Raw genomic sequence first — 21,507 nt, 5'->3', positions numbered from 1 at the left:
TAATAACAAAAGGTTTAAAATCAAATTTTCTAAAACTTTCTATGTTCTCTCTTTTCTTTATTGCTCTTTTGACTTTAAAAGTGTATGGCTCTATTGATTCTGTTGCTACTATTACAGATTTGAATACAAAAATTTCTTCTGCCATGCACTCAAGACAGACTACATACAGTATAAGTTATACCGGAAGTACTTCAACCCTAAGTAGTGACATTTCCAATACTATAAACAGTATATATAATGCTGATGACTATTTACATTACACTAGTAAAGGTTATTCCTATTCATATACTGTTAGCGGCGGAGTTGCAACTATAAACTTTACTTTTAACTACTGGAATACTGCTGCCCAGGATAGTTATGTCAGCACCAAAGTTAATGACATTTTAAGTCAAATAATAACCACTGGAATGAATGATTTTGCAAAAGAAAAGGCTATTCATGATTGGATAGAAAAGAATGTGGCTTATGACACTACGCTTATAAAACATTCAGATTATGATGCAGTTGTATCTCCATACACAACGGTATGCCAAGGGTATGCATTATTATCATACAAGATGTTAAACCAAGCTGGTATTCAAACTAAGATAGTAGAAGGAACTGCTGGTGGACAAGCTCATGCTTGGAATTTAGTTAATCTTGATGGAGTATGGTATCACTTTGATACAACTTGGGATGATCCATTGCCAGACGTAGTTGGTAGAGTAACTTATAACTATTACAACTTAACTGATGCTCAAATAAAATTAAACCATTCATGGGTGAAAAGTTATCCTGCAGCTACCACTGACTTTGCAGCTACTCTAAACGCTAAGCTTATTAGTGATTCAGCTAATGCTTCACTCTACCAAGGTTTAAGTGATGCATTAGATCTAAATTTACTAAATACTGAATATACTGTAAATGATGCTACAGAGTTAAATGCTAAAATTCAAGAAGCTATTAAAAACAATCAAAGCAAAATTAGAGTAAGATATATGAAGGTTTCTTCTCTTTCAACCGATATTGCTACTGCAATAAAAGGAATTTCAAACATTACATCTTATTCTTATTCCTATGCTGATTACAGCAGAAGCAGCATAACTGGAGATGTAATATTAAATTTATCCTTTACTTATTTTACTCCAGTTAGTGTAAGTTCTGTAACTTTATCTAATAGTGATTTGACTTTAGCAGCTGGTGCTACTAGCACGCTTACTGCTACAGTTCTTCCTATCAACGCTAGCAATAAAACGATTATTTGGTCTACAAGTGATCCTTCAGTTGCAACTGTTGTAGGAGGAATAGTAAAGGCTATTGGAGGTGGGACTGCAATTATTACAGCTAAAACATCCGATGGAAATTATACTGCTACTTGCAACATTAAAGTTATACAAGGAGTATCTAGTGTTACCCTAACTTCATCTTCACCTTATGTTAGATTAGGTGGTGAAGATATTACACTAATTGCTAATATTAGTCCAACTGGAGCTACTAATAAATCACTTACCTGGACAAGCAGTAATTCAAGTATAGCTACTGTAGATTCCACTGGAAAAGTCCATGCCGTAACCTATGGTTCTGCTATTATATCGGCAACTTCTGTACAAGATTCAACTAAGATTGGAAGGTTTACAGTTATAGTGCCTGTACCAGTTACTGGCGTAAGTATCCTTTCAAGCACTTCAGTTGTTAAAATGGGAAGTACGTTAACTTTAGGCACTGTATTTGCTCCTACAACAGCTACTATTAAAACAGTTACTTGGTCTAGTAGTAATGAAGCTGTTGCTAAGGTGAGTGCTACCGGTGTTGTTACTCCTGTTGCTCCTGGTACAGTAACCATAACTACTAAAACTACTGACGGTGGTTTTACTGCAACAAAAGATTTAACAGTTATATATGGAGTTACAAGTATAACTCTTGACAAAACTTCAACTTACCTTAGATTAGGTGACAATGATTTAACTTTAGTTCCAGCCGTTAATCCAAGCAATGCTACAGATAAATCATTAACTTGGACTAGCAGCAATCCTAACATAGCAACTGTTGATTCAATTGGTAAGGTTCATGCTGTAGCGTATGGTTCAGCTACTATAACAGCTGCATCTGTTCAAGATCCAACTAAGGTTGCAAGATGTACTGTTATTGTACCTGTACCAGTTACTGGTGTAAGTGTTCTTTCAAGTTCTTCAGTTGTAAAGATGGGAAGCGCCTTAACTTTAGGTACTGTATTTGCCCCTACAACAGCTACAATTAAGACAGTTACTTGGTCTAGTAGTAATGAAGCTGTTGCTAAAGTAAGTGCTACTGGCGTTGTTACTCCTATTGCTCCTGGTACAGTAACCATAACTGCTAAAACTACTGATGGAGGTTTTACCGCAACAAAAGATTTAACAGTTATTTATGGAGTTACTAGTATAACTCTTGATAAAACTTCAACTTACCTTAGATTAGGCGATAGCGATTTAACTTTAGTTCCAACCGTTAATCCAATCAATGCTACAGATAAATCATTAACTTGGACTAGCAACAATCCTAGCATAGCTACTGTTGATTCAAATGGGACTGTTCATGCTGTAGCGTATGGTTCAGCTACTATAACAGCTACATCTGTTCAAGATCCAACAAAAGTAGCAAGATGCTCAATCATTGTTCCAGTTCCTGTAACTGGAGTTACCGTGACCTCAAGTACTTCAGTTGTTAAGATAGGAAGTACTTTAACTTTAGGCACTGTATTTGCTCCTACAACAGCTACTATTAAAACAGTTACTTGGTCTAGTAGTAATGAAGCTGTTGCTAAGGTGAGTGCTACCGGTGTTGTTACTCCTGTTGCTCCTGGTACAGTAACCATAACTACTAAAACTACTGACGGTGGTTTTACTTCAACTAAGGATTTAACGGTTATATATGGAGTTACAAGTATAACTCTTGATAAAACTTCAACCTATCTCAGATTAGGTGAGAGCGATATAACTTTAGTTCCAACCGTTAATCCAAGCAATGCTACAGATAAATCATTGACTTGGACTAGCAGTAATCCTAACATAGCAACTGTTGATTCAAAAGGAACTGTTCATGCTGTAGCGTATGGCTCAGTAACTATAGCAGCTACTTCAGTGCAGGATCCAACTAAAGTTGCAAGATGTACTGTTATTGTACCTGTACCAGTTACTGGTGTAAGCGTAATTTCTAGTACATCAATTGTTAAAATGGGTACTACTTTAACTTTAGGCACTGTGTTTGCTCCTACAACAGCTACAATTAAGACTGTCACTTGGTCTAGTAGTAATGAAACTATTGCTAAAGTAAGTCCTACTGGTTTAGTTACTCCTGTTGCTCCTGGTACAGTATCCATAACTGCTAAAACTACTGATGGAGGTTTTACTACAACAAAAGATTTAACAGTTATTTATGGAGTTACTAGTATAACTCTTGATAAAACTTCAACCTATCTCAGATTAGGTGAGAGCGATATAACTTTAGTTCCAACCGTTAATCCAAGCAATGCTACAGATAAATCATTAACTTGGACTAGCAGCAATCCTAACATAGCAACTGTTGATTCAAAAGGAACTGTTCATGCTATAGCGTATGGCTCAGTTAGCATAACAGCTACATCTATTCAGGATCCAACTAAAGTTGCAAGATGTACTGTTATTGTACCTGTACCAGTTACTGGCGTAAGTGTAGTTTCTAGTACAACAATTGTTAAAATGGGAAGCACTTTAACTTTAGGCACTGCAATAGCTCCTTCTACCGCTACTATTAAGACCGTTACTTGGGCTAGCAGCAACGAAGCTATCGCAAAGGTAAGTTCTACTGGTGTAGTTACTCCTGTGTCTCCTGGTACAGTAACCATCACAGCTAAAACTATTGATGGAGGCTTTACTGCTACAAAAGACTTAACTGTTATCTATGGAGTTACTAGTATAACCCTAGATAAAACTACTGTTCCTCTTAAATTAAATAGTGCTGATGTAACATTAATAGCTACTATAAATCCAACTAATGCTACTGATAAATCAGTAAAATGGACAACAAGTAATTCTGCAGTAGTAACCGTTGATTCAAATGGTACTCTTCATGCAGTAGGATTAGGTATCGCAACCATAACCGTAACTTCTGTGCAAGATCCTACAAAGGTTGCAAGGTGTACTGTAACAGTAACAAATTAGTTTATAAAAAATACAAAAAAAGCCCACGACGAGCATGTCGTGGGCTTTAATTAGCATAAAAGTTTGTGGTTAAACAATTTTTATTTTAGAGTTTTTGTACATAATAGCTAATAAATTTTTACTCTAAATCTTCTCCATTTGTAGTTATAACTTTTTTATACCAGTAGAAACTCTTCTTCTTAGAACGCTTTAGTGTTCCATTACCTTCATTATCTTTATCTACATATATAAATCCATACCTCTTCTTCATCTCACCAGTAGATGCACTTACTAAGTCTATACATCCCCATGGTGTATATCCCATAAGTTCTACACCATCTTCATTAACCGCATCTTCCATTGCTTTGATATGAGCTCTCAAATATTCTATACGATAGTCATCCTCTACATATCCATTTTCGTCTGGATTGTCCACAGCACCTAAGCCATTTTCCACAATGAATAATGGTTTTTGATAACGATCGTAGATAGAATTCATAGTTATTCTAAGTCCTAACGGATCTATCTGCCATCCCCATTCACTTGCCTTTAGGTATGGATTTTTTAAGGTAGCAAATACATTGCCTGCAGTTTCTTTATTAACTTCTGGATCAGCACTTGTAAGTCTTGAAGAATAGTAACTAAAGGATATAAAATCTACAGTATTATCCTTTAATAACTCAAGATCTCCCACTTCCATTTTTAGGTCTATATTATTCTTCTCAAGCATTTTTATTGCATAGTTTGGATACTCTCCACGAGATTGAACATCTATGAAGAAATAGTTTTCTCTATCCTTCTCCATTGACTTCCATACATCTTCAGGAGCACAAGTATTAGCATAAGTATTACCTGCTGCTAGCATACATCCAACCTTAATTTCAGGATTTATTTCATGAGCTATTTTAGTGGCTTTAGCACTTGCAACTAATTGATGATGTGCAGCTTGATATTTTACTGCTTCTACATTTTCTTCTTCTTCAAATGTTAAACCTGCTCCAATGAATGGAAGATGTAATAGCATGTTTATTTCATTGAAAGTAAGCCAGTACTTTACTTTGTTGTTATATCTATTAAATATAACTTCACATAATCTTTCATAATAATCTACCATCTTACGGCTTCTCCATGAACCGATTGTTTTTACTAAGTTCATAGGTACATCAAAATGAGTTATAGTAACTAATGGCTCAATGCCGTATTTTAAACATTCATCAAATACATCATCGTAGAATTTTAATCCTTCTTCATTTGGTTCTGCATCATCTCCATTAGGGAATATTCTAGACCAAGCTAAAGACATCCTAAAACACTTAAAGCCCATTTCTGCAAATAATGCTATATCTTCTTTATAATGATGATAGAAATCAATAGCCTCATGGCTTGGGTACAAATGCTTATCATCGCACTCAAACATCTTCATCTTTCCAAGCATCACAGGAAAACGATCCTTTCCTGCTGGAATTACATCTACTGTAGATAATCCCTTATTTCCTTCTAAATATCCACCCTCACATTGATTTGCAGCCGTAGCTCCGCCCCATAAGAATCCTTGTGGTAATTTATTTGTATTAATTGACATTTCTATACCTCCAAAAATATATTTTATTCTTTTTCAACCCAAAACTTAATGAAAAGTCTTGTAGCGATTACGACCTTTTTAAGTTTCAACAATATCGCTTACTGAGTATATTTTTACTACTTATTGTCATTATCCAATGAACTAATAAATAAAAACAAAAGAGACCTCAATTAATAAAAAGAGAGAGTTTGTCTCACTTCTTACTAAATGAAGGTCTCGCCTGATCAAATCAGTTACAATCCTACAACTATATGTAAGCGTTTATATACCTTAATTATATTTATGATAGTCTTAATAGTCAATAAATATAATTATTTATTTTTTAATTAAAGGCTCCATTTTCAAATAACAGTGGAGCCTTTGATATCTTTTTTAAATACACATCTCTAAAATCTTATATACATCCTCTTCATTTAAAGCAACGTAAGCATATGCTAAAGCACCATTCTCAACAGCTGATTTTGCCATTTCCTTAAAGTTTGTTTTGTCTATTCCTAATTCACTTAAAGTCATTGGAATTCCGCAAGCTTTAAAGAAGTCTTCTGTAGCATTTATTGCTTCATTTGCAAGAGCAAATTTATCTCCCTTAGGTTCTAAATCCCATACATTTATTGCATAATCAACGAATTTATCAATTGTTTCTTCACTCAATATATATCTCATCCATCTTGGAGTTAATATAGCAAGACCTACTCCATGAGTTATATCATAGTATGCACTTAATTCATGCTCAATTGGGTGACAAGTCCATGCTCCTGCCTTACCACTTCCAGTGAGACCGTTAAGTGCCATTGAGCTAGCCCACATCATGTTAGCGCGAGCTTCATAGTTTTTTGGATCTTTTAATGCTATAGGACAGTATTTTATACAAGCTTGTAACAATCCTTCTGCAAACTTATCCTGTACAAAAGCATCAGTAGTTTTCTTAAAGTAATTTTCAATAATATGAGACATTATATCTGCACAACCAGCCGCTGTTTGGATAGCTGGTAAAGTATATAAGTATTCAGGATCTAGAATTGATGTTTGAGGTATCATATTCCAAGATGCTGTTCCAATCTTTTCATTTGTATCCATCTTAGAAATAACTGCATTCTTATTCATTTCTGATCCAGTTGCAGCTAGTGTTAAGATAGTCACTATAGGTAAAACTTTATCTATCTTAGCAGGGTCAGTAACTATATCCCAAGCATCTCCATCATAGTAGTAAGCAGCTCCTACAACCTTCGCACAGTCTATAGTACTTCCGCCACCAACAGCTAGTATAACATCAATTTTATTTTCTTTGCAAAGCTCTACTCCACGTCTTACAGTTTCAATTCTTGGATTTGGTTCAATACCACTAAGTTCTACTATATTAAAATCTTTTAGTAATTCCAGAATATTATCATATATTCCATTCTTCTTTATACTTCCACCACCATAAGCAAGCAATACATTTTTTCCATGTCTTTTCAATACTTCTGGAAGGTTAGAAATTTGACCTTTACCAAATAGCATTTCAGTATAAGCATTAAACTTAAAATTATCCATCTTTTCTTCCTCCTATTAATGCACAAATCTTTACAATCTTTAACTTTTTATACTTCAAGTATACCCCTTACAGTAAACTCTAAGTCAATACTATCTCCGTAAAATGTAATAGTAAATTCTTTGTTTATTCTGTTAGTCTTTCACTATTGTATAATAACAAACCCTCCTTTTTGTATTTCACTGAGTATCTGATACGATTAACATCGCAGTACTACAGTAAGTTGTGAATTTTTAATCCATAAACTTTTTAAATATATAACTTTTTAAAAAGTTATGCCTAAAATGCTAGTTTCAATTGCTTTTAGTATTTTTAATCATAATTTTTAGTTAAATAACTAATATGAAAACTTTATACTTTCTCATACAGTAAAAAAGTCACTGAAGCGGCCTTCTTCAGTGAGCTTTTTTAACGCATCTGCCTTTCCGAATGCATATGAGGAAACTTACAGGCTAATAAGTTTTATTTTTTTACTGTATAGAGATAAAAAGCTCCTTAAAGCATTGAAATATCAAAGTTTAGCTATCTTTAAAACTTTATAAATTCCTATACAGCAAAAAAGTGAACTCTGCAGTACAGAGTTCACTCTTCTTGTTTGCTTTACATATATATTATTGTTGTTTCACACCTTTTTTTCTTAGTAGCACATATCCACCTGCTACAGAAGCAGCCATTAGTAATGCTAATGGTAGTATTGGTGCTGAATCACCAGTTTGTGGTGAAGTTGTACTTGTGCTGCTTACTGATGTTGAAGTTGCACTAGTATTTGTTGAAGTTGATGATGTTTGAGTTGGTGGTGTTGTTTGTGTTGGTGTTGTTGGTACTGCTTTACTTATTTCTTGAGCAGCTAACCATTCCATAATTGTTGTGCTCTTTCCATTGATTGTATCTACACATTGATTATTGTATACATATATCCATGACCAATGTCCCATGTATTCATATGGTGTACCATCAGCTTTTTTGTATAAACCTGTAGTATCAAGTACCTTTTCTAACAATGTCATATGAACGTTCTTTGCTCCTGCTTTTACTAAACGCTCGTAAGTTGGAACCATAAAGCTATTTACAGGAACTGTTGTATCTGTTTTTGAAGCAGTAAACCATAATGGAATATTTTTTAATTTTTGTATATCAGCATCAGTTATTAATGTATCTTTTAAAGCTTCACAAGTTGGGAATGCAGCTGCAAAGTAATCTGTATAGTCTCTAGCCATAACCATTGTCATATATCCACCGTTAGAGTCTCCACCAATGTATACTCTATTTGTATCAATATCCTTGTTATTAGCAACATACTCTTTTATCAAAGACATAAGAGCTTTTTCATATTTTGAAGTTCCATCTCCTCTGCCACCATTTAACCCGTCCATCCAGAAGGTTGGTGCCTGTGGTGCTAATACATATGCTCCCTCAAAATATTTTTGCATTTCAGGTGATGCAAAGTTTACAGCCTTATTTCCCATGATTGGAAGAAAACCATCAGTTCCACCTTCTCCTGCACCATGTAACCAAATTACTAATGGATGTTTTTTACTATCCTTTGCTGGTGCAAAGCTTGCATAATGTAGTGTGCTATTATCGTAAGTTCCTTGTGAAGTAGTAAATTGGTCTGCAAGTATCTTGGTTCCACCTGCATATACATTTCCTACTAAACCTCTGATTGTTTGTGAACCAGATGTTATATCTCTTTGCTCTGTAATTGTGTAATTAGAAGTTACCCATCCATTTAATCCATTGGATAAACTGTAGTTCATTGGTGAACCTAATGCTATATCTGGACCAATTTCCATTTCAAGAACTGCGTAACTACCGCTAGCCACAGCATTTCCATCTTTATCAGAAACATATGCCCTTGTAACTTTACGGTCTCCTTCTGCAGCACCTAGCATTAAAGTATTTGGTCTATTTTCAGTTCTTAGAACATGAACCTTAAATGTGTCAGTAGCTATTAAGCCTTGATCTACTTTTTGACCCAAGTTAACGATTACTTTTGTGATTGCTGGACCCCAGTCCTGTACTTCAGTAACTGTTGAATAACTTGTAGACTTAACTTTAGCTTGACTAGCTAGCCATTCCATTATTGTTGTATTTTTTCCGTTAATTGTATCTGTGCATTGGTTATTGTAGACATATATCCATGACCAGTGACCCATATATTCATATGGTGATCCATCTGCCTTTTTATATAAACCTGTTGTATCAACTACCTTATCAAATAATGAGAAATGAACATTCTTAGCTCCAGCCTTCACTAAACGATTATAAGTTGGAACCACATAGTCATTTATTGGAACTGTAGTATCTGTTTTAGCTGCAGTAAACCATATTGGAAGGTTCTTCATCTTCTCAATATCTGAATCCTTTATTAAAGTATCCTTTAAAGCTTCACAAGTTGGAAATGCAGCTGCAAAATAATCTGTATAATCTCTTGCCATAAGCATTGTCATATATCCACCGTTAGAATCTCCACCGATGTAAATTTTGCTTGTGTCAATGTCTTTATTACTTGCAACATAATCTTTAATTAATGACATAAGTGCATTTTCGTATTTTGAAGTTCCATCTCCAAAGCCATTAAAGCCCTCCATCCAGAAGGTTGGAGTTTGAGGTGCTAGAACATAAGCTCCTCCAAAATATGCTTGCATTTGCTTTGAAGCAAAGTTATCTGCCTTATTTGCTGTGATAGGAAGTAATCCATCTGTTCCGCCTTCTCCCATACCATGAAGCCATATAACTAATGGATGTTTGTTATTATCTTTTTCAGGTGTATAATTTGAATAATGTAAAGTAACATTGTCATAGGTTGCTTGTCCAAGTTTAAAACTATCCACAATAGGTTTAGTATCTCCGGCAGAAGTATTAACAACTAGTCCTGAGATTGTCCCTGAACTTGATGCAATATCCTTTTGTTGAGTTATCGTGTAATCGCATTTAACCCACCCATTCATGAATGTTGTCATACTGAAATTAATTGGAGAACTTAAAGTATCATCAGGACCAACACTCATTTCGAGCACTGCATAATTGCCACTGTCAACAGCATTACCGTCCTTATCTGAAACATATGCTTTAGTGATAGTTCGATCACCTTCTGCAGCACCAGTAATCGCAGTATTTGGTCTAGTATCAGTTCTCAATACATGTACTTTAAAAGTATCTGTACCAACTGAGCCTTTATCTACTTTCTTACCTAAGTCAACAATGACCTTTGTTGTTGCTGATCCCCAGTCAAACACCTCAGTAACTGTACGGTAAGATGTTGCTTGAGCTTCTGCAGCAAAAACACTTCTCACTGGAGAAGCTACCATTGCGCTTGCTAAAATAACTGCAAGCATTAGCTTTCCACCACGTTTAAATATACTTGCCATTTTTACCCCCCATATCTCAGGCTTTTAAACCTTTTTTTACTTTAAAATCTATATCAATGATCATAAAGTACTCATTTAATAACTAGCTTATTTTGTTAATTTTTAGCTATAGTCAATATTATTTTTCTAACTACTAAAACTAATATAATTTTAATCTGAACAAATAATAGATGTATTCAACTGTATGATTGCTGTTTTAAAACCTTTGCATGTACAATTATTCGACTATCTTTATCTGAATTTGTACAAGTTGATAAACTCAATACTTTATCATCTACAGTAACTTCTACCCTAGTGTCATAAATAGAACTTTTCTTTAAAGTTTTTAAGAATTTATCATATTCATCCTTTGTACTAAAACTCTTATTATAGCTCTCACTAGTACTTCCTGTTATATAGCAAGAAAAAATTTCACATTTTAAATCTCCATTTGGAGTATAAATCCAGAAATAAGGATTGGACACATAAAAATCTTTATCTTTATACTTCATTAATGCACTAAACATTGATGAATTCTTCAGATTATGACCATATATTGTGGTATGTAAGTCTTTAAACTGGCTATTATTTTCATAATCCATAAAAATACTTCCTGCTTTGTTTTCCTCCTTCTTGAAGGTATGCTTTAAATAAAAGTTATTATCTGTACCTTTTACAATAGGGTAGTCAATTCCAATACTCTCAAAATGAATCCATGCAACAATATCACTATTTATCGCTTTAAGATTATCAAAGTCTATCTTCGAAGCTTTTGTGGATTTGCCGTTATTAGGAACCTTCTCAACATACCTTTGTAAATCTTTGTATTCATCAGTACCTTTCTTATACTCACTCCCTATGATGTATAAACTATAGGCAGAATATAAAAAAGCACCTGCACAAATTAATACCATAATTATTTTTAGAGAGCTGCTAAAGGAAGCTTTCTTCTTAAAATCTGTTTTATTTAATTTACCTTTCCCACCTTTTTCATTATTAACCATATATGTCTCCTGCCCCATTTTGAAATGCCAAGCCTTCATAACTTCTCAGCAAATTAATTATATATTTCATACAATTGTAAAGCTTTCCATTTATAGATTTTTACATACCGTTTTATTATTGTTTCTTGCCTTATTTTTTATAAACTAAGAAATTTAAATTATTTTCACTACATAAAAGTCAAAAAATGGAACAAGTTTACACACCTCTTCTCCAGTAAAAAAATAGAGCGTTTTTCAACACTCTATTTCTTCAACATTTTATATACTTTTTTCTAATTATTTAATTAATGTATTGGCTATATTCAACAGGTTACTTTAACAGTTCCAATATATTTAGCTATTTTTAACAGGTATAATTTCAATTAACATAACTTCATGTGGTTCCATCTTTTCATTTATTATTAAATCACCGTTGATATCAATACTCTTCATTCTATATCCGAATATTGATTTATTTTTAATATAATTAAGTTCATCAGTTTCCATGGACTTTGGTGCGCCAATTCTAAGCCATTCGTCATAAGCTGATCCATTTTCTTTATTAATCCTATATATTTTCACCACTACTTCTCCAGACAATCCTTTTAAAACAAAACTTATATTTTTACTTTTTTCATCAAAAACATGGTATCTATTTTTTAAAGTAATATCTTTTGAGTGGCATTGCTTTTTATCATCTATAAAATGACAATAGTTAAATGTTAAAATCTGAATAGAATTATTGATATTCTTAGTGGCTATGAAATCATTTTCTTTTCTTATTATGCTATTTCCTAATCTATTCATAAGTTGATATGCATAATAGATTGGCTTCTTTATTCCATTGTTAGTTATAAAGCCAAGTCCTCCATGAAAGATATTGTTACTTGCTTTAGTTTCTTCAAATATATCACTAAAGGACCAGTATGCCATACCATCAACTTTATTAAAATTAGCAACAATATCTTTTACGAAGAATGAAGCCTTGAAGCATGTATCATGTAATAAGTCTTTTTGACTTGGAGTGGTATTCCATTCAGTAACAAAAAACTCTTTTATATCTAATTTATACTTATCTATTTTATTAACAAAATTATCTATATACTCACTAATAAATCTTTCATTAGCGTAGAAACAATAATCTAAAGAATTCTGAAGTATTAATTCATTGTCTGACACCTTTCCAAACTTATTAATAAGTTCAAGTGAATCTGATTTTCCAATTGGCAATAATGAATAAGTTCTTACAGCAATAAAGTCTAATGCTATCCTTTCATCTTTTAAATAGCAACTATACTTATCTAAAAGTTGCAAATCAAATGTCCCTCCAACTCTTAGCTTGGCTTCAACCTGTTTTACACTACTATAAGTTTCTTTGAAGAATTCAAAATACTTCTGATCTTCAGTATTGAAGTAACTCCACTGGTCACAAATTTGAAAATACCACTTTTCTACTTCATTAATACTATATCTTTCTATAAGATGTTTCACAAAACTTCTTATTAATTTATTCCACTTCTTTATGCTTTTAGGAAAACTAATATTAGCTTTCCATGCAAATATATATTTCTTTTCAGCTGCAAGTTGATCAGGCATATATCCAAGTTCTATGAATGGTTTAAGCTTTATCTCCAATAAAAAATCTATAAGTTCATCAATATAGGTAAAGTTATATTCTGAATTCCCCTGATCATCTTCACTATAAACTCGCATCTCATCAGAAAGTATTCCATGAAACCTTACATATTCAAAGCTTATATCTTTTTGAACCAATCTCAATTGATTTCTTAGCTCTTCCCTCATACCTTCTGCAGCCCTACCAAAAGCTAAAATCTTTTTCCAACTCTTATCCAAGGTACTCACTGAAGAATTTAAGTCAATTACATAGCTTTGTTTTTTTTCAGGTAATAACCTAAGTTTATCGTTTTCGTTGTTTGATATATTCTGTAAATTAAACTTAGAAAAATCTAATTCCAGTAAATTTTCTTTTATTTCATTTAAGTAAATATTTCTATATTTTGAAGGAGTCATGCCATAGATTTCTTTAAAAGCCTTAAAGTAAGATTTTAAATTTGGAAATCCATTTTCTAATGCAATAAAAGTAATTTTTTTATCCGATAGTACCAAATCCTTTATAGACTCTTCTAATCGTACATTACTAATAAAAGCGTTTAGAGGAATGCCCATTTGTTTTGAAAAATATCTAGATATATATTGAGAATTTAAATGCATATATTGTGAAATATCCTGTAAACTTATTTTCTCTTTATAATGAGTAAGTACAAACTTTATAATACTGTTTATCCTTTCATCATCATGATTTATAGAAAATGTATTCTCTATTTTATCAACGGTAAACTTATTAATTAGTAGTACTATGAGTTCCATTATTAAATGTTTTGCTAATAATAAATATCCATTTTGTTTATTTAAACATACCTCTAGTAGCTTTATAATTATACCTTTAATATTTTTATAATCTTGCATATTGACTTCATCAATATTTAAGGAGTTTACTTCAAGTATCAAATCACTAAAGTTACTATATAAATTATTAAAATATTTAGAGTCTATTTCTAAAATATAGATTTGATTAGTACTTGAACTATCAATACTGTACATTATGTTTGGATTAATTAAAATAATATCTTCTTCTCTTAGTTTATAACCTTTGTCTCCTTGCTTTATAAGAACTTCACCTTTAATAACAAATATCAAAATTAGCTTTGGATTTAAGTAGTAACTTGAGGTTTTAATGCTTTCAATATATAGTTTAACCGGAATTTCTCCTATCGTATCTATAATCTCATTTGTATATCTCATTAATATCCCCCCATTATATCTATAAATAATTTTGTATTAAAATTTTATATTTTCCTATATAGTAAAAAAGACCTCTATTAATAAAAAGATAGGTTTCATCCTGCTTCTTATTAATGAAGGTCTCGCCTGATCAAGTCAGTTACAATCCAACAATTTCATGTAAGCGTTTAATTTATAATGATAAGATCATTATATTGCTTTTACCAATAATAGTCAATTAACTTGATAGTACTTTTATATTTGCGCTTTCGAATTCTCCTCCCGGAACCCAGCGGAGTTTTGAAAATAGGTTTTGGATTAAATCAGTTTATGGATGTACCAATTCATTAGAAAAGTTTGAAGGTAAAAATAATATCAAATGATTGATAGCAAAAATTGATATTATTAGCATAGTATCTTTTGTTTTTTCTATTTTGTTATATAATATTAATATAATAATTTCATTGGAGGATAACTTATTTTATGAACAACACATTAACAGCTGAAAACATGAGAAAATTACAAGAAGAATTAGAATATAGACTCACTACAAAAAGAGCTGAAATTGCAAGAGAAAAGTTAGAAGCAGCTGCACATGGTGATAGATCGGAAAATGCAGAGTACAAGGAAGCTTGTGCTAACTATAGAGAAAATGACAATAGAATTCAATACTTAATGACTATGATTTCAACAGCCATTATTGTAGATGATGAAAGCATAGATAAATCAGTATTAGGACTTAATAGTAAAGCCAAAGTTAAATTCATAGAAGATGATTTTGAGACTGTTGTAACCTTAGTAACTACAATGGATTTAGATCCTGATAATATGATGATAAGTATCGAATCTGACTTAGGAAAAGCGTTATCCGGTAAGAAGGCTGGAGATGTTGTTGAAGTTAATGCTCCTGGTGAAAATTATAACGTAGAGATATTAGAGGTATTTCAGGAATAATAAAAAGTTAAATTATACTTAATTAAAAAATCATGTGTGAAGGATTAATCAACTTCATACATGATTTTTATTTTTCTAAATATAAGTAATATTAGCTTCTCTTAATTATGAAGGTATGTCATTGCTGCAAATCATATTTATATATAATACTTCTCCATAGTAAATCCTCTGCCTTTTACTTCATTAACCCTATTAATAATCATAAAGGCTTTAGGATCTACAGAATTAACAAGTTCATTTAGCTTAGAAAGTTCACGATTTGAGATTACAGTGAGTACAACCAAATTGTTATTATGACAATAACCTGTTTCAGCTTGGATTAAAGTAGATCCTCTATCAAGGTACTTAATAATCATTTGATTAATTTCTTCATACTTATCACTTATAATCTTAACCTGAGTTCTTGACTGACCAAGTAATAAGACTTTATCGAGCACTACTGTATAAATTAACACTAATAAAATTCCATATAGAACCTGCTCTTTATTAGCAAAAAGTATTTGAGACAGAAGTATAGTAAAATCTAATGCATACATTACCGCTGATACTGGAAACCCAAGTTTTTTGTTTAATACAAGAGGAGGTATGTCCATCCCTCCTGTAGATGCACCTGCTTTTATTACTATCCCTATACTAAATCCGATCATTATTCCTGCATAGATTGTTGCAAGTAGATGGTCAGAAGTCATATTTTTTAATTCAGGAATAGTCTGCAAAACTCCTAAAATAAAAGGATAATAGAAAGTACTAATAAGTGTAGTAAATGCAAATTTCTTTCCGAGAATCACTGCTCCTAATACAAACATACTTATATTAAATATAGAAACAAATATAGTAATAGGCACATTGAGCTGATGATAAAATAGCAGTGCTAGCCCGGTTGTCCCACCTGTAATTAATCCAGTTGGAAGTATAAACATAGTAACTGCCATAGCATATATTGTATTTCCCAGTAAAATTAATAATATATTCTTCAATATAGCTGAGTATCTCTTAATCATCGAATATTTCTCCTTAAATATTTTGTTATATATAAACTTTTTATATTCAAGTCAATTAATTGCGACACAGTACCTTAAACTAGTAAAATGCAACAATCTATTTTTATTTAGCCACATAAGGTCATAGAACTGAATAATACATACCTATTTATTATAGCTCAATACTTTAATTTCTTAAACCTCTTGTATTGTTCAATTTATGATATATAAAAATAGCTAAAGCAATCTTATTTACATTAAAAGGAGTATAGACATTTTAGCCTAACTAAAATATCCATACTCCTTAATTAATTTATTATAAATTATCTAAAAATCTATTGATGTCTCAAAGATTACTTATAAATCTTTGTTTAGTTCTAGTTACTACGCTCCAATGAAGGTCACAGTGTACTTCCTTATTGTTTTCCCATCAGCTGCTGTTACGGTTATTACTGCTTTTTCTCCTACTTTGCAAGCTTGTTTAATAGTGAGTTGTGCACCATTTATCCCTCTATGATCATTAGCCTTTGCAGTAACAAATGGTACTCTATTAGTTCCTGAAGTCAGCTTGTAGGTATACTCCAAAACATCTGGATTGAAATTACCTATTTCCTTATCTCCTACACATATTCTACTTAGAGATGCATCTGTATTTGGCAGCATTTTAAAGTACAATGTATAGGTTCTATGATTTCTTCCATCTGCAGAAGTTACGTGAATAGCTGCAAAAGAACTCAAGCAACCAGCTTGTTTTATATTTATCTTTGCATTGGCATCAGTTGTAGTTGCAGTTATAACAGGTTCCTTAGTTGTATATGGAATAGTCACTATAGTAATTAAATCACCTTTAAACTCAGGAATTGCCTTGCCATCTACAGTTATCTTAGTTAAGGTAGCATCATTCTTAGAAGCAACTACAAACTTAACAGTATAAGCATTAATATTAACTCCATCTTCTGCTGTCACTTTTATAGTAGCCGATCCATTTACTGTATCTGCTTGAGTTATATTTACTGTTTCCACAGCCTTTACTGCTTCTGCAGAAACCACAGGAATCTTTGTTGTTCCAGAAGGCAGTGTAACACTATATTCTTTTTTACTTGGATCAAAGCCTTCTAAATTTTTACCATCTATACTTATACTCTTCAAGGTTGCATCTGTATCCTTTGGAATCTGCACTGTAAAGTTAATGGTGTAAGTCTTAGTTGTTACTCCATCTTCTGCTGTTACCACTATCTTAGCAGTTCCTGGCAATGCTTCTGGTTTTGTTACCACAGCTACTGCTTTACCTGCATCCTTTACCACTGCATTTATTTCTGGTACTGCTATTGTACCTGCTGGTAGTTCTACATTGTAAGTAGTGATATTTTCATCAAAGCCTGTTATTGTTGTCCCACCAACCTTTAAATCACTTAAAGCTGCCTCTGTATGCTTTGGAACATAAGCCGCTGCAGAAATATTATCATACCTAGCATCAACATTCCAAGTTCTTAAACCTATAGATCCAGAAATATAGCTTGTATCAACTTTATCTATTATAGGGGTATCCATATTATCTACATAAATTTTTATACTTGATCCAATAGCAACTACCTTCATATGATAGCTTTTTCCTGCTTCAATAGTCATTGGTTCAGTAGCCAAAAATGTCCAAGAACCGTTTGATTTACCTAGTACTACTCCAGGAACATCTCCATTCTTTCCTAGTCCAGCATAATACCCTTTATAGTTATCAGCTCCTACCCCTGGACTGCTTAACCTAAATAATACTCCTGCATTGTTGTTAGTTTGAATATTCCCTAAGGTTATATCTGTCTCATAGGTAAAGTCTGAAAAATTAGTATTTTGGGCTATAGACTTTCCGCCACTATTTGCTAAAACTCCATACTTTCCATCTGCTACAGACCAGCTTCCTCCAAAGGTATTCCACTGATTTGCATTTCCATTATCAAAGTTGTCACTAAAGCTTGTGCTAGTTATAGGTTTGTCAGTAAGAACTCTCTTTCCTATCCCTACATCAATCCCTTGTCCTCCTGTTGTCTGATGGCAATGAACTGCAATAACATTATTTTCATTAATCTTAATTGCCTTCTTAGCAGCATCATTCATATCTAGCAATACATAATCTGTTGAATATCCTGTTGCTGTTCCTGCAAGTACTCCATTTATATAAATCTCACTAGCTTCATCATGGAATAGATTAAAGCATAGGCCATTTATTTCGTCATTTGTGATGTTTCCAGGATTAAAACTCTTACGCATCCATATATCTGAGGTGTCCCAATTTGTTCCAATAGCGATTCCTGGAGTCATTGTTGTACCAAAGCCACCTTGAGCTGAAGTCCATGTAGAATCATCGAAACCTGAAGAATACCAATCTGATGCTGTATTTGCTGTAGTATACTTCCAAGTCTGCTTTTGTGATTTTGAAGTAGGTAATACTTCACTATAATAAGAAAGTTTATTAACAACCTTTTCATTGGATGTCTTAATCTTATTTACGTCGCATTTCATCTGTCTGTCATAAGTCATTAAACCATTCACTTCATTTTCTACATCAGTTATCTCAGTATACACTGCTGCACTTAATCCATTATTTGTCTTATAAGATAGAAGGTTATTTGCATAGGTATCATATAAGTTAGTTAAGTCATCAGCATTATTTACCATAATATAACTTGCTGAGAGAGCTTCATTCCATTGATGCTGAGGAATCTTAAATCCTATACCGCCATATTCTCCGCAAACATTAATTTGAGTTGAACTATTTGGGCATGCTGGAGGTGGATAGCTATGAACATCATAAATGTTTCCTGCATTTGCATATGGTCCTCCACTTCCTTGATTTATTAATCTAGAGGAATCAATACCTGCCACAAGTCCTACAAGTCGTGCTGGATCGTACTGGCCTTGCTCTTCGTTAAATACACACCACATGATGATTGATGGGCTATTCCAATGGGTCTGCACCATACGTTGTAGTTCCAATTCATACTGTGGTTTATCTACTGGAGGAGGATTGCTCATATAGGAGTCAGCAGATGGCATGTCCTGCCAAACTAAAATCCCTAATTTATCAGCCCAATAATACCAACGAGCTGGCTCTACCTTTATGTGTTTTCTTACCATATTAAAACCTAAAGCTTTTTCCTGTTCGATATCAGACTTTAAAGCTGCATCGGTAGGAGCTGTATAAAGTCCATCAGGCCAGAACCCTTGATCCAAAGGCCCCATCATGAAGGTTTCCTTATTGTTTAAAAATATCTTATTTACTCCATTTACTTGATTCATGGATATCTTACGCATTCCAAAATAGCTCTTTACTGTATCTATAACTGTTGAGTCTTTCTTTAAATCTACTTTAAGATCATAAAGGAACGGATTGTCTGGAGACCATAACTTAGCGTTTGTAATTGGGATATATAAGGATGTGTTTGGACTACCATCTACCTCACCTGCAATCGTTGCTCCATCATAAGCTGTAGCAGTAACTACAGTTCCATCAGCTACTCCTGTTGTATTTACTGTAAGTTTAAGTCTTCCTCCATCCACATCTGGCTCAATCTTTAAATTATCTATACTTGAAGATGCTGCAACTGGCTCAAGCCAAGCAGTTTGCCAAATTCCACTAGTTGATGTATACATAATTCCACCTTGATGTAAGGTCTGCTTTCCTCTTGGCTCTCCAGCAGCATCTGTTGGATCATAAACTTTTACAATTAATTCTTGTTCTCCTGTTGCTTTTAAGTATGGAGTGATGTCATAGCTAAATGGATCATAACCACCTTTATGAATACCTACACTTGTACCATTTACAAATACTTCAGATTGCCAATCCACTGCACCAAAGTTTATGATTATTTTCTTACCATTCCAATTTTGAGGCAAAGTGAAAATCCTTCTATACCAAGAATAATCATAATGAGCCATAATTCCTGATAAAGCTGATTCCATAGGATATGGAACAAGTATTTTCCTTGTTAAGTTCCTTCCTGTCGGTACTGGATCACTTGCAGTTCCTTCTTGAAATTGCCATAATCCATTTAGATTCTGCCACTCAGTTCTTTGCATCTGCATTCTTGGATAATCAGGAAGAGCATTATCAGTAGTCACATCTGCTGACCATTTTGTCATTAAAGGAGCCTGTTGCTTTTCCCATTGCACATATGGTGTCACACTTACATTAGCTATAGCTTCTGCTGTTGTGCCTGACACTGTACCAGTCACTACTACATTTCCAACCTCAGAAAATAATGATGCATCACCAAAATCCCAAGCTACAGGAAGCTGTCTTTTTGTACCATCACTATAATCTACAGTTACAGTACTTGGTAGATTTGGATGTGCATATTGCTGACAAGTTCCTGTCACTGGTTCTACAGAAGCCGTTACTATAGGTACTTGACTACCTTCTGGTTGATAAAAGCATTCTACTGGTACAACCTGCTTTGGTTGGCTTGTACTAGACCATTGAAGCTTTAGGTCCGCTCCACCAGTAGCTTGAAAATACTCTAGTTTAAAATCATATTGAACTCCTGCATTAAGGCTAATTTTACTGCTTGTTTGAGGAACCTCCCAATCATTTACCCAATGATCAATTATTAAATTACCATTTACCCATAGCCTAAAGCCGTTATCACCAATCATATAAAAAGTATAATCTTCACTATATTTAGGCTGTATCTTTCCTGTCCATCTCACTGCACATCCCTCAGTTTGTCCAGTACGTGCTTTAAGTACATCAGTAAAAGCACTATAAAAGTTTATATTTTCATCTATATTGGTAGATACTAAACTTGCAAAATCTGCAGCAGTTGTAGAACTACATTTATAATAGTCACCTTTTAATCCATGATAGGATAATTCTTCAGCTTGAGCAATTGTTACTGCTTTAGTTAAACTTGGATTAACTGTTAACACAGAAAGAAAAGTCATTATAATTGATAACATCTTCATAAACTTATTATACTTATTTCTTTTCAAATCCCATTATCCCCCTATCTATATTCTAAGATTTTTTAACTTTTATAAACTCCTTAAATCCACCTCCTTTTTAAGTATTATTGGCATTACTGTCCTACTACGCTGAATTTCATCATTAAATAATTTAAATATTAGTTACTGACCACTCTTATTCCGTTTCATTCTACAAAAAAATTGTATCACAACGTTTTCATACTGTATTTGCACTA

The 21,507-nt window shown here is 33.0% G+C and carries 9 protein-coding genes; 2 read left to right on the top strand and 7 right to left on the bottom strand.

What is annotated here, in order from left to right:
• Positions 1 to 68: 68 nt before the first annotated feature.
• Positions 69 to 4,154 carry an Ig-like domain-containing protein gene (locus OCU55_RS19180; protein ID WP_261853902.1) on the top strand — a complete coding sequence of 1,362 codons (4,086 nt, stop codon included), beginning with the start codon at positions 69 to 71 and terminating at the stop codon, positions 4,152 to 4,154.
• Between the two features lie 118 nt (positions 4,155 to 4,272).
• On the opposite strand, the gene OCU55_RS19175 is transcribed toward OCU55_RS19180, so the two are convergent.
• The 5 genes from OCU55_RS19175 to OCU55_RS19155 form a co-directional block, all read right to left on the bottom strand.
• Complete coding sequence (locus tag OCU55_RS19175) at positions 4,273 to 5,715, bottom strand: 6-phospho-beta-glucosidase (RefSeq protein ID WP_261853901.1); 1,443 nt, start codon at positions 5,713 to 5,715, stop codon at positions 4,273 to 4,275.
• A 372-nt stretch (positions 5,716 to 6,087) separates the two neighbouring features.
• Positions 6,088 to 7,248, bottom strand: coding sequence for an iron-containing alcohol dehydrogenase (locus OCU55_RS19170; RefSeq protein WP_261853900.1), 1,161 nt, complete (start codon positions 7,246 to 7,248; stop codon positions 6,088 to 6,090).
• A 609-nt stretch (positions 7,249 to 7,857) separates the two neighbouring features.
• Positions 7,858 to 10,617 carry a prolyl oligopeptidase family serine peptidase gene (locus tag OCU55_RS19165; RefSeq protein WP_261853899.1) on the bottom strand — a complete coding sequence of 920 codons (2,760 nt, stop codon included), beginning with the start codon at positions 10,615 to 10,617 and terminating at the stop codon, positions 7,858 to 7,860.
• A gap of 176 nt (positions 10,618 to 10,793) precedes the next feature.
• Positions 10,794 to 11,600: a class B sortase gene (gene srtB / locus OCU55_RS19160; RefSeq protein ID WP_261853898.1), complete on the bottom strand. Its 807-nt coding sequence runs from the start codon at positions 11,598 to 11,600 to the stop codon at positions 10,794 to 10,796.
• Between the two features lie 333 nt (positions 11,601 to 11,933).
• A complete protein-coding gene (locus OCU55_RS19155) occupies positions 11,934 to 14,402 on the bottom strand; it encodes a GH39 family glycosyl hydrolase (RefSeq protein WP_261853897.1) in 2,469 nt (822 codons plus the stop codon).
• A 462-nt stretch (positions 14,403 to 14,864) separates the two neighbouring features.
• Between OCU55_RS19155 and greA the strand changes: the two genes are divergently transcribed.
• Entirely contained in the window at positions 14,865 to 15,335 is a 471-nt protein-coding gene (greA, locus tag OCU55_RS19150) for a transcription elongation factor GreA (RefSeq protein ID WP_261853896.1), read from the top strand.
• Between the two features lie 137 nt (positions 15,336 to 15,472).
• Here the strand turns inward: greA and OCU55_RS19145 are convergent, their stop codons facing one another.
• Together OCU55_RS19145 and OCU55_RS19140 are read right to left on the bottom strand one after the other, a co-directional pair.
• Positions 15,473 to 16,336, bottom strand: coding sequence for a YitT family protein (locus OCU55_RS19145; RefSeq protein ID WP_261853895.1), 864 nt, complete (start codon positions 16,334 to 16,336; stop codon positions 15,473 to 15,475).
• Positions 16,337 to 16,699: 363 nt separating this feature from the next.
• Positions 16,700 to 21,298 carry a PA14 domain-containing protein gene (locus tag OCU55_RS19140; RefSeq protein ID WP_261853894.1) on the bottom strand — a complete coding sequence of 1,533 codons (4,599 nt, stop codon included), beginning with the start codon at positions 21,296 to 21,298 and terminating at the stop codon, positions 16,700 to 16,702.
• Positions 21,299 to 21,507 lie beyond the last annotated feature (209 nt).

Origin of the sequence: Clostridium folliculivorans (genome assembly GCF_024341905.1) — a bacterium.
Classification (GTDB): domain Bacteria; phylum Bacillota; class Clostridia; order Clostridiales; family Clostridiaceae; genus Clostridium_AR; species Clostridium_AR folliculivorans.
This window is presented reverse-complemented; position numbering and strand designations above follow the sequence as displayed.

Excerpts from the sequence above, each read along its gene's own strand:
- OCU55_RS19175 (WP_261853901.1), bottom strand. The coding sequence starts at position 5,715 with ATGTCAATTAATACAAATAAATTACCACAAGGATTCTTATGGGGCGGA.
- OCU55_RS19170 (WP_261853900.1), bottom strand. The coding sequence starts at position 7,248 with ATGGATAATTTTAAGTTTAATGCTTATACTGAAATGCTATTTGGTAAA.
- OCU55_RS19165 (WP_261853899.1), bottom strand. The coding sequence starts at position 10,617 with ATGGCAAGTATATTTAAACGTGGTGGAAAGCTAATGCTTGCAGTTATT.
- srtB (WP_261853898.1), bottom strand. The coding sequence starts at position 11,600 with ATGGTTAATAATGAAAAAGGTGGGAAAGGTAAATTAAATAAAACAGAT.
- OCU55_RS19155 (WP_261853897.1), bottom strand. The coding sequence starts at position 14,402 with ATGAGATATACAAATGAGATTATAGATACGATAGGAGAAATTCCGGTT.
- greA (WP_261853896.1), top strand. The coding sequence starts at position 14,865 with ATGAACAACACATTAACAGCTGAAAACATGAGAAAATTACAAGAAGAA.
- OCU55_RS19145 (WP_261853895.1), bottom strand. The coding sequence starts at position 16,336 with ATGATTAAGAGATACTCAGCTATATTGAAGAATATATTATTAATTTTA.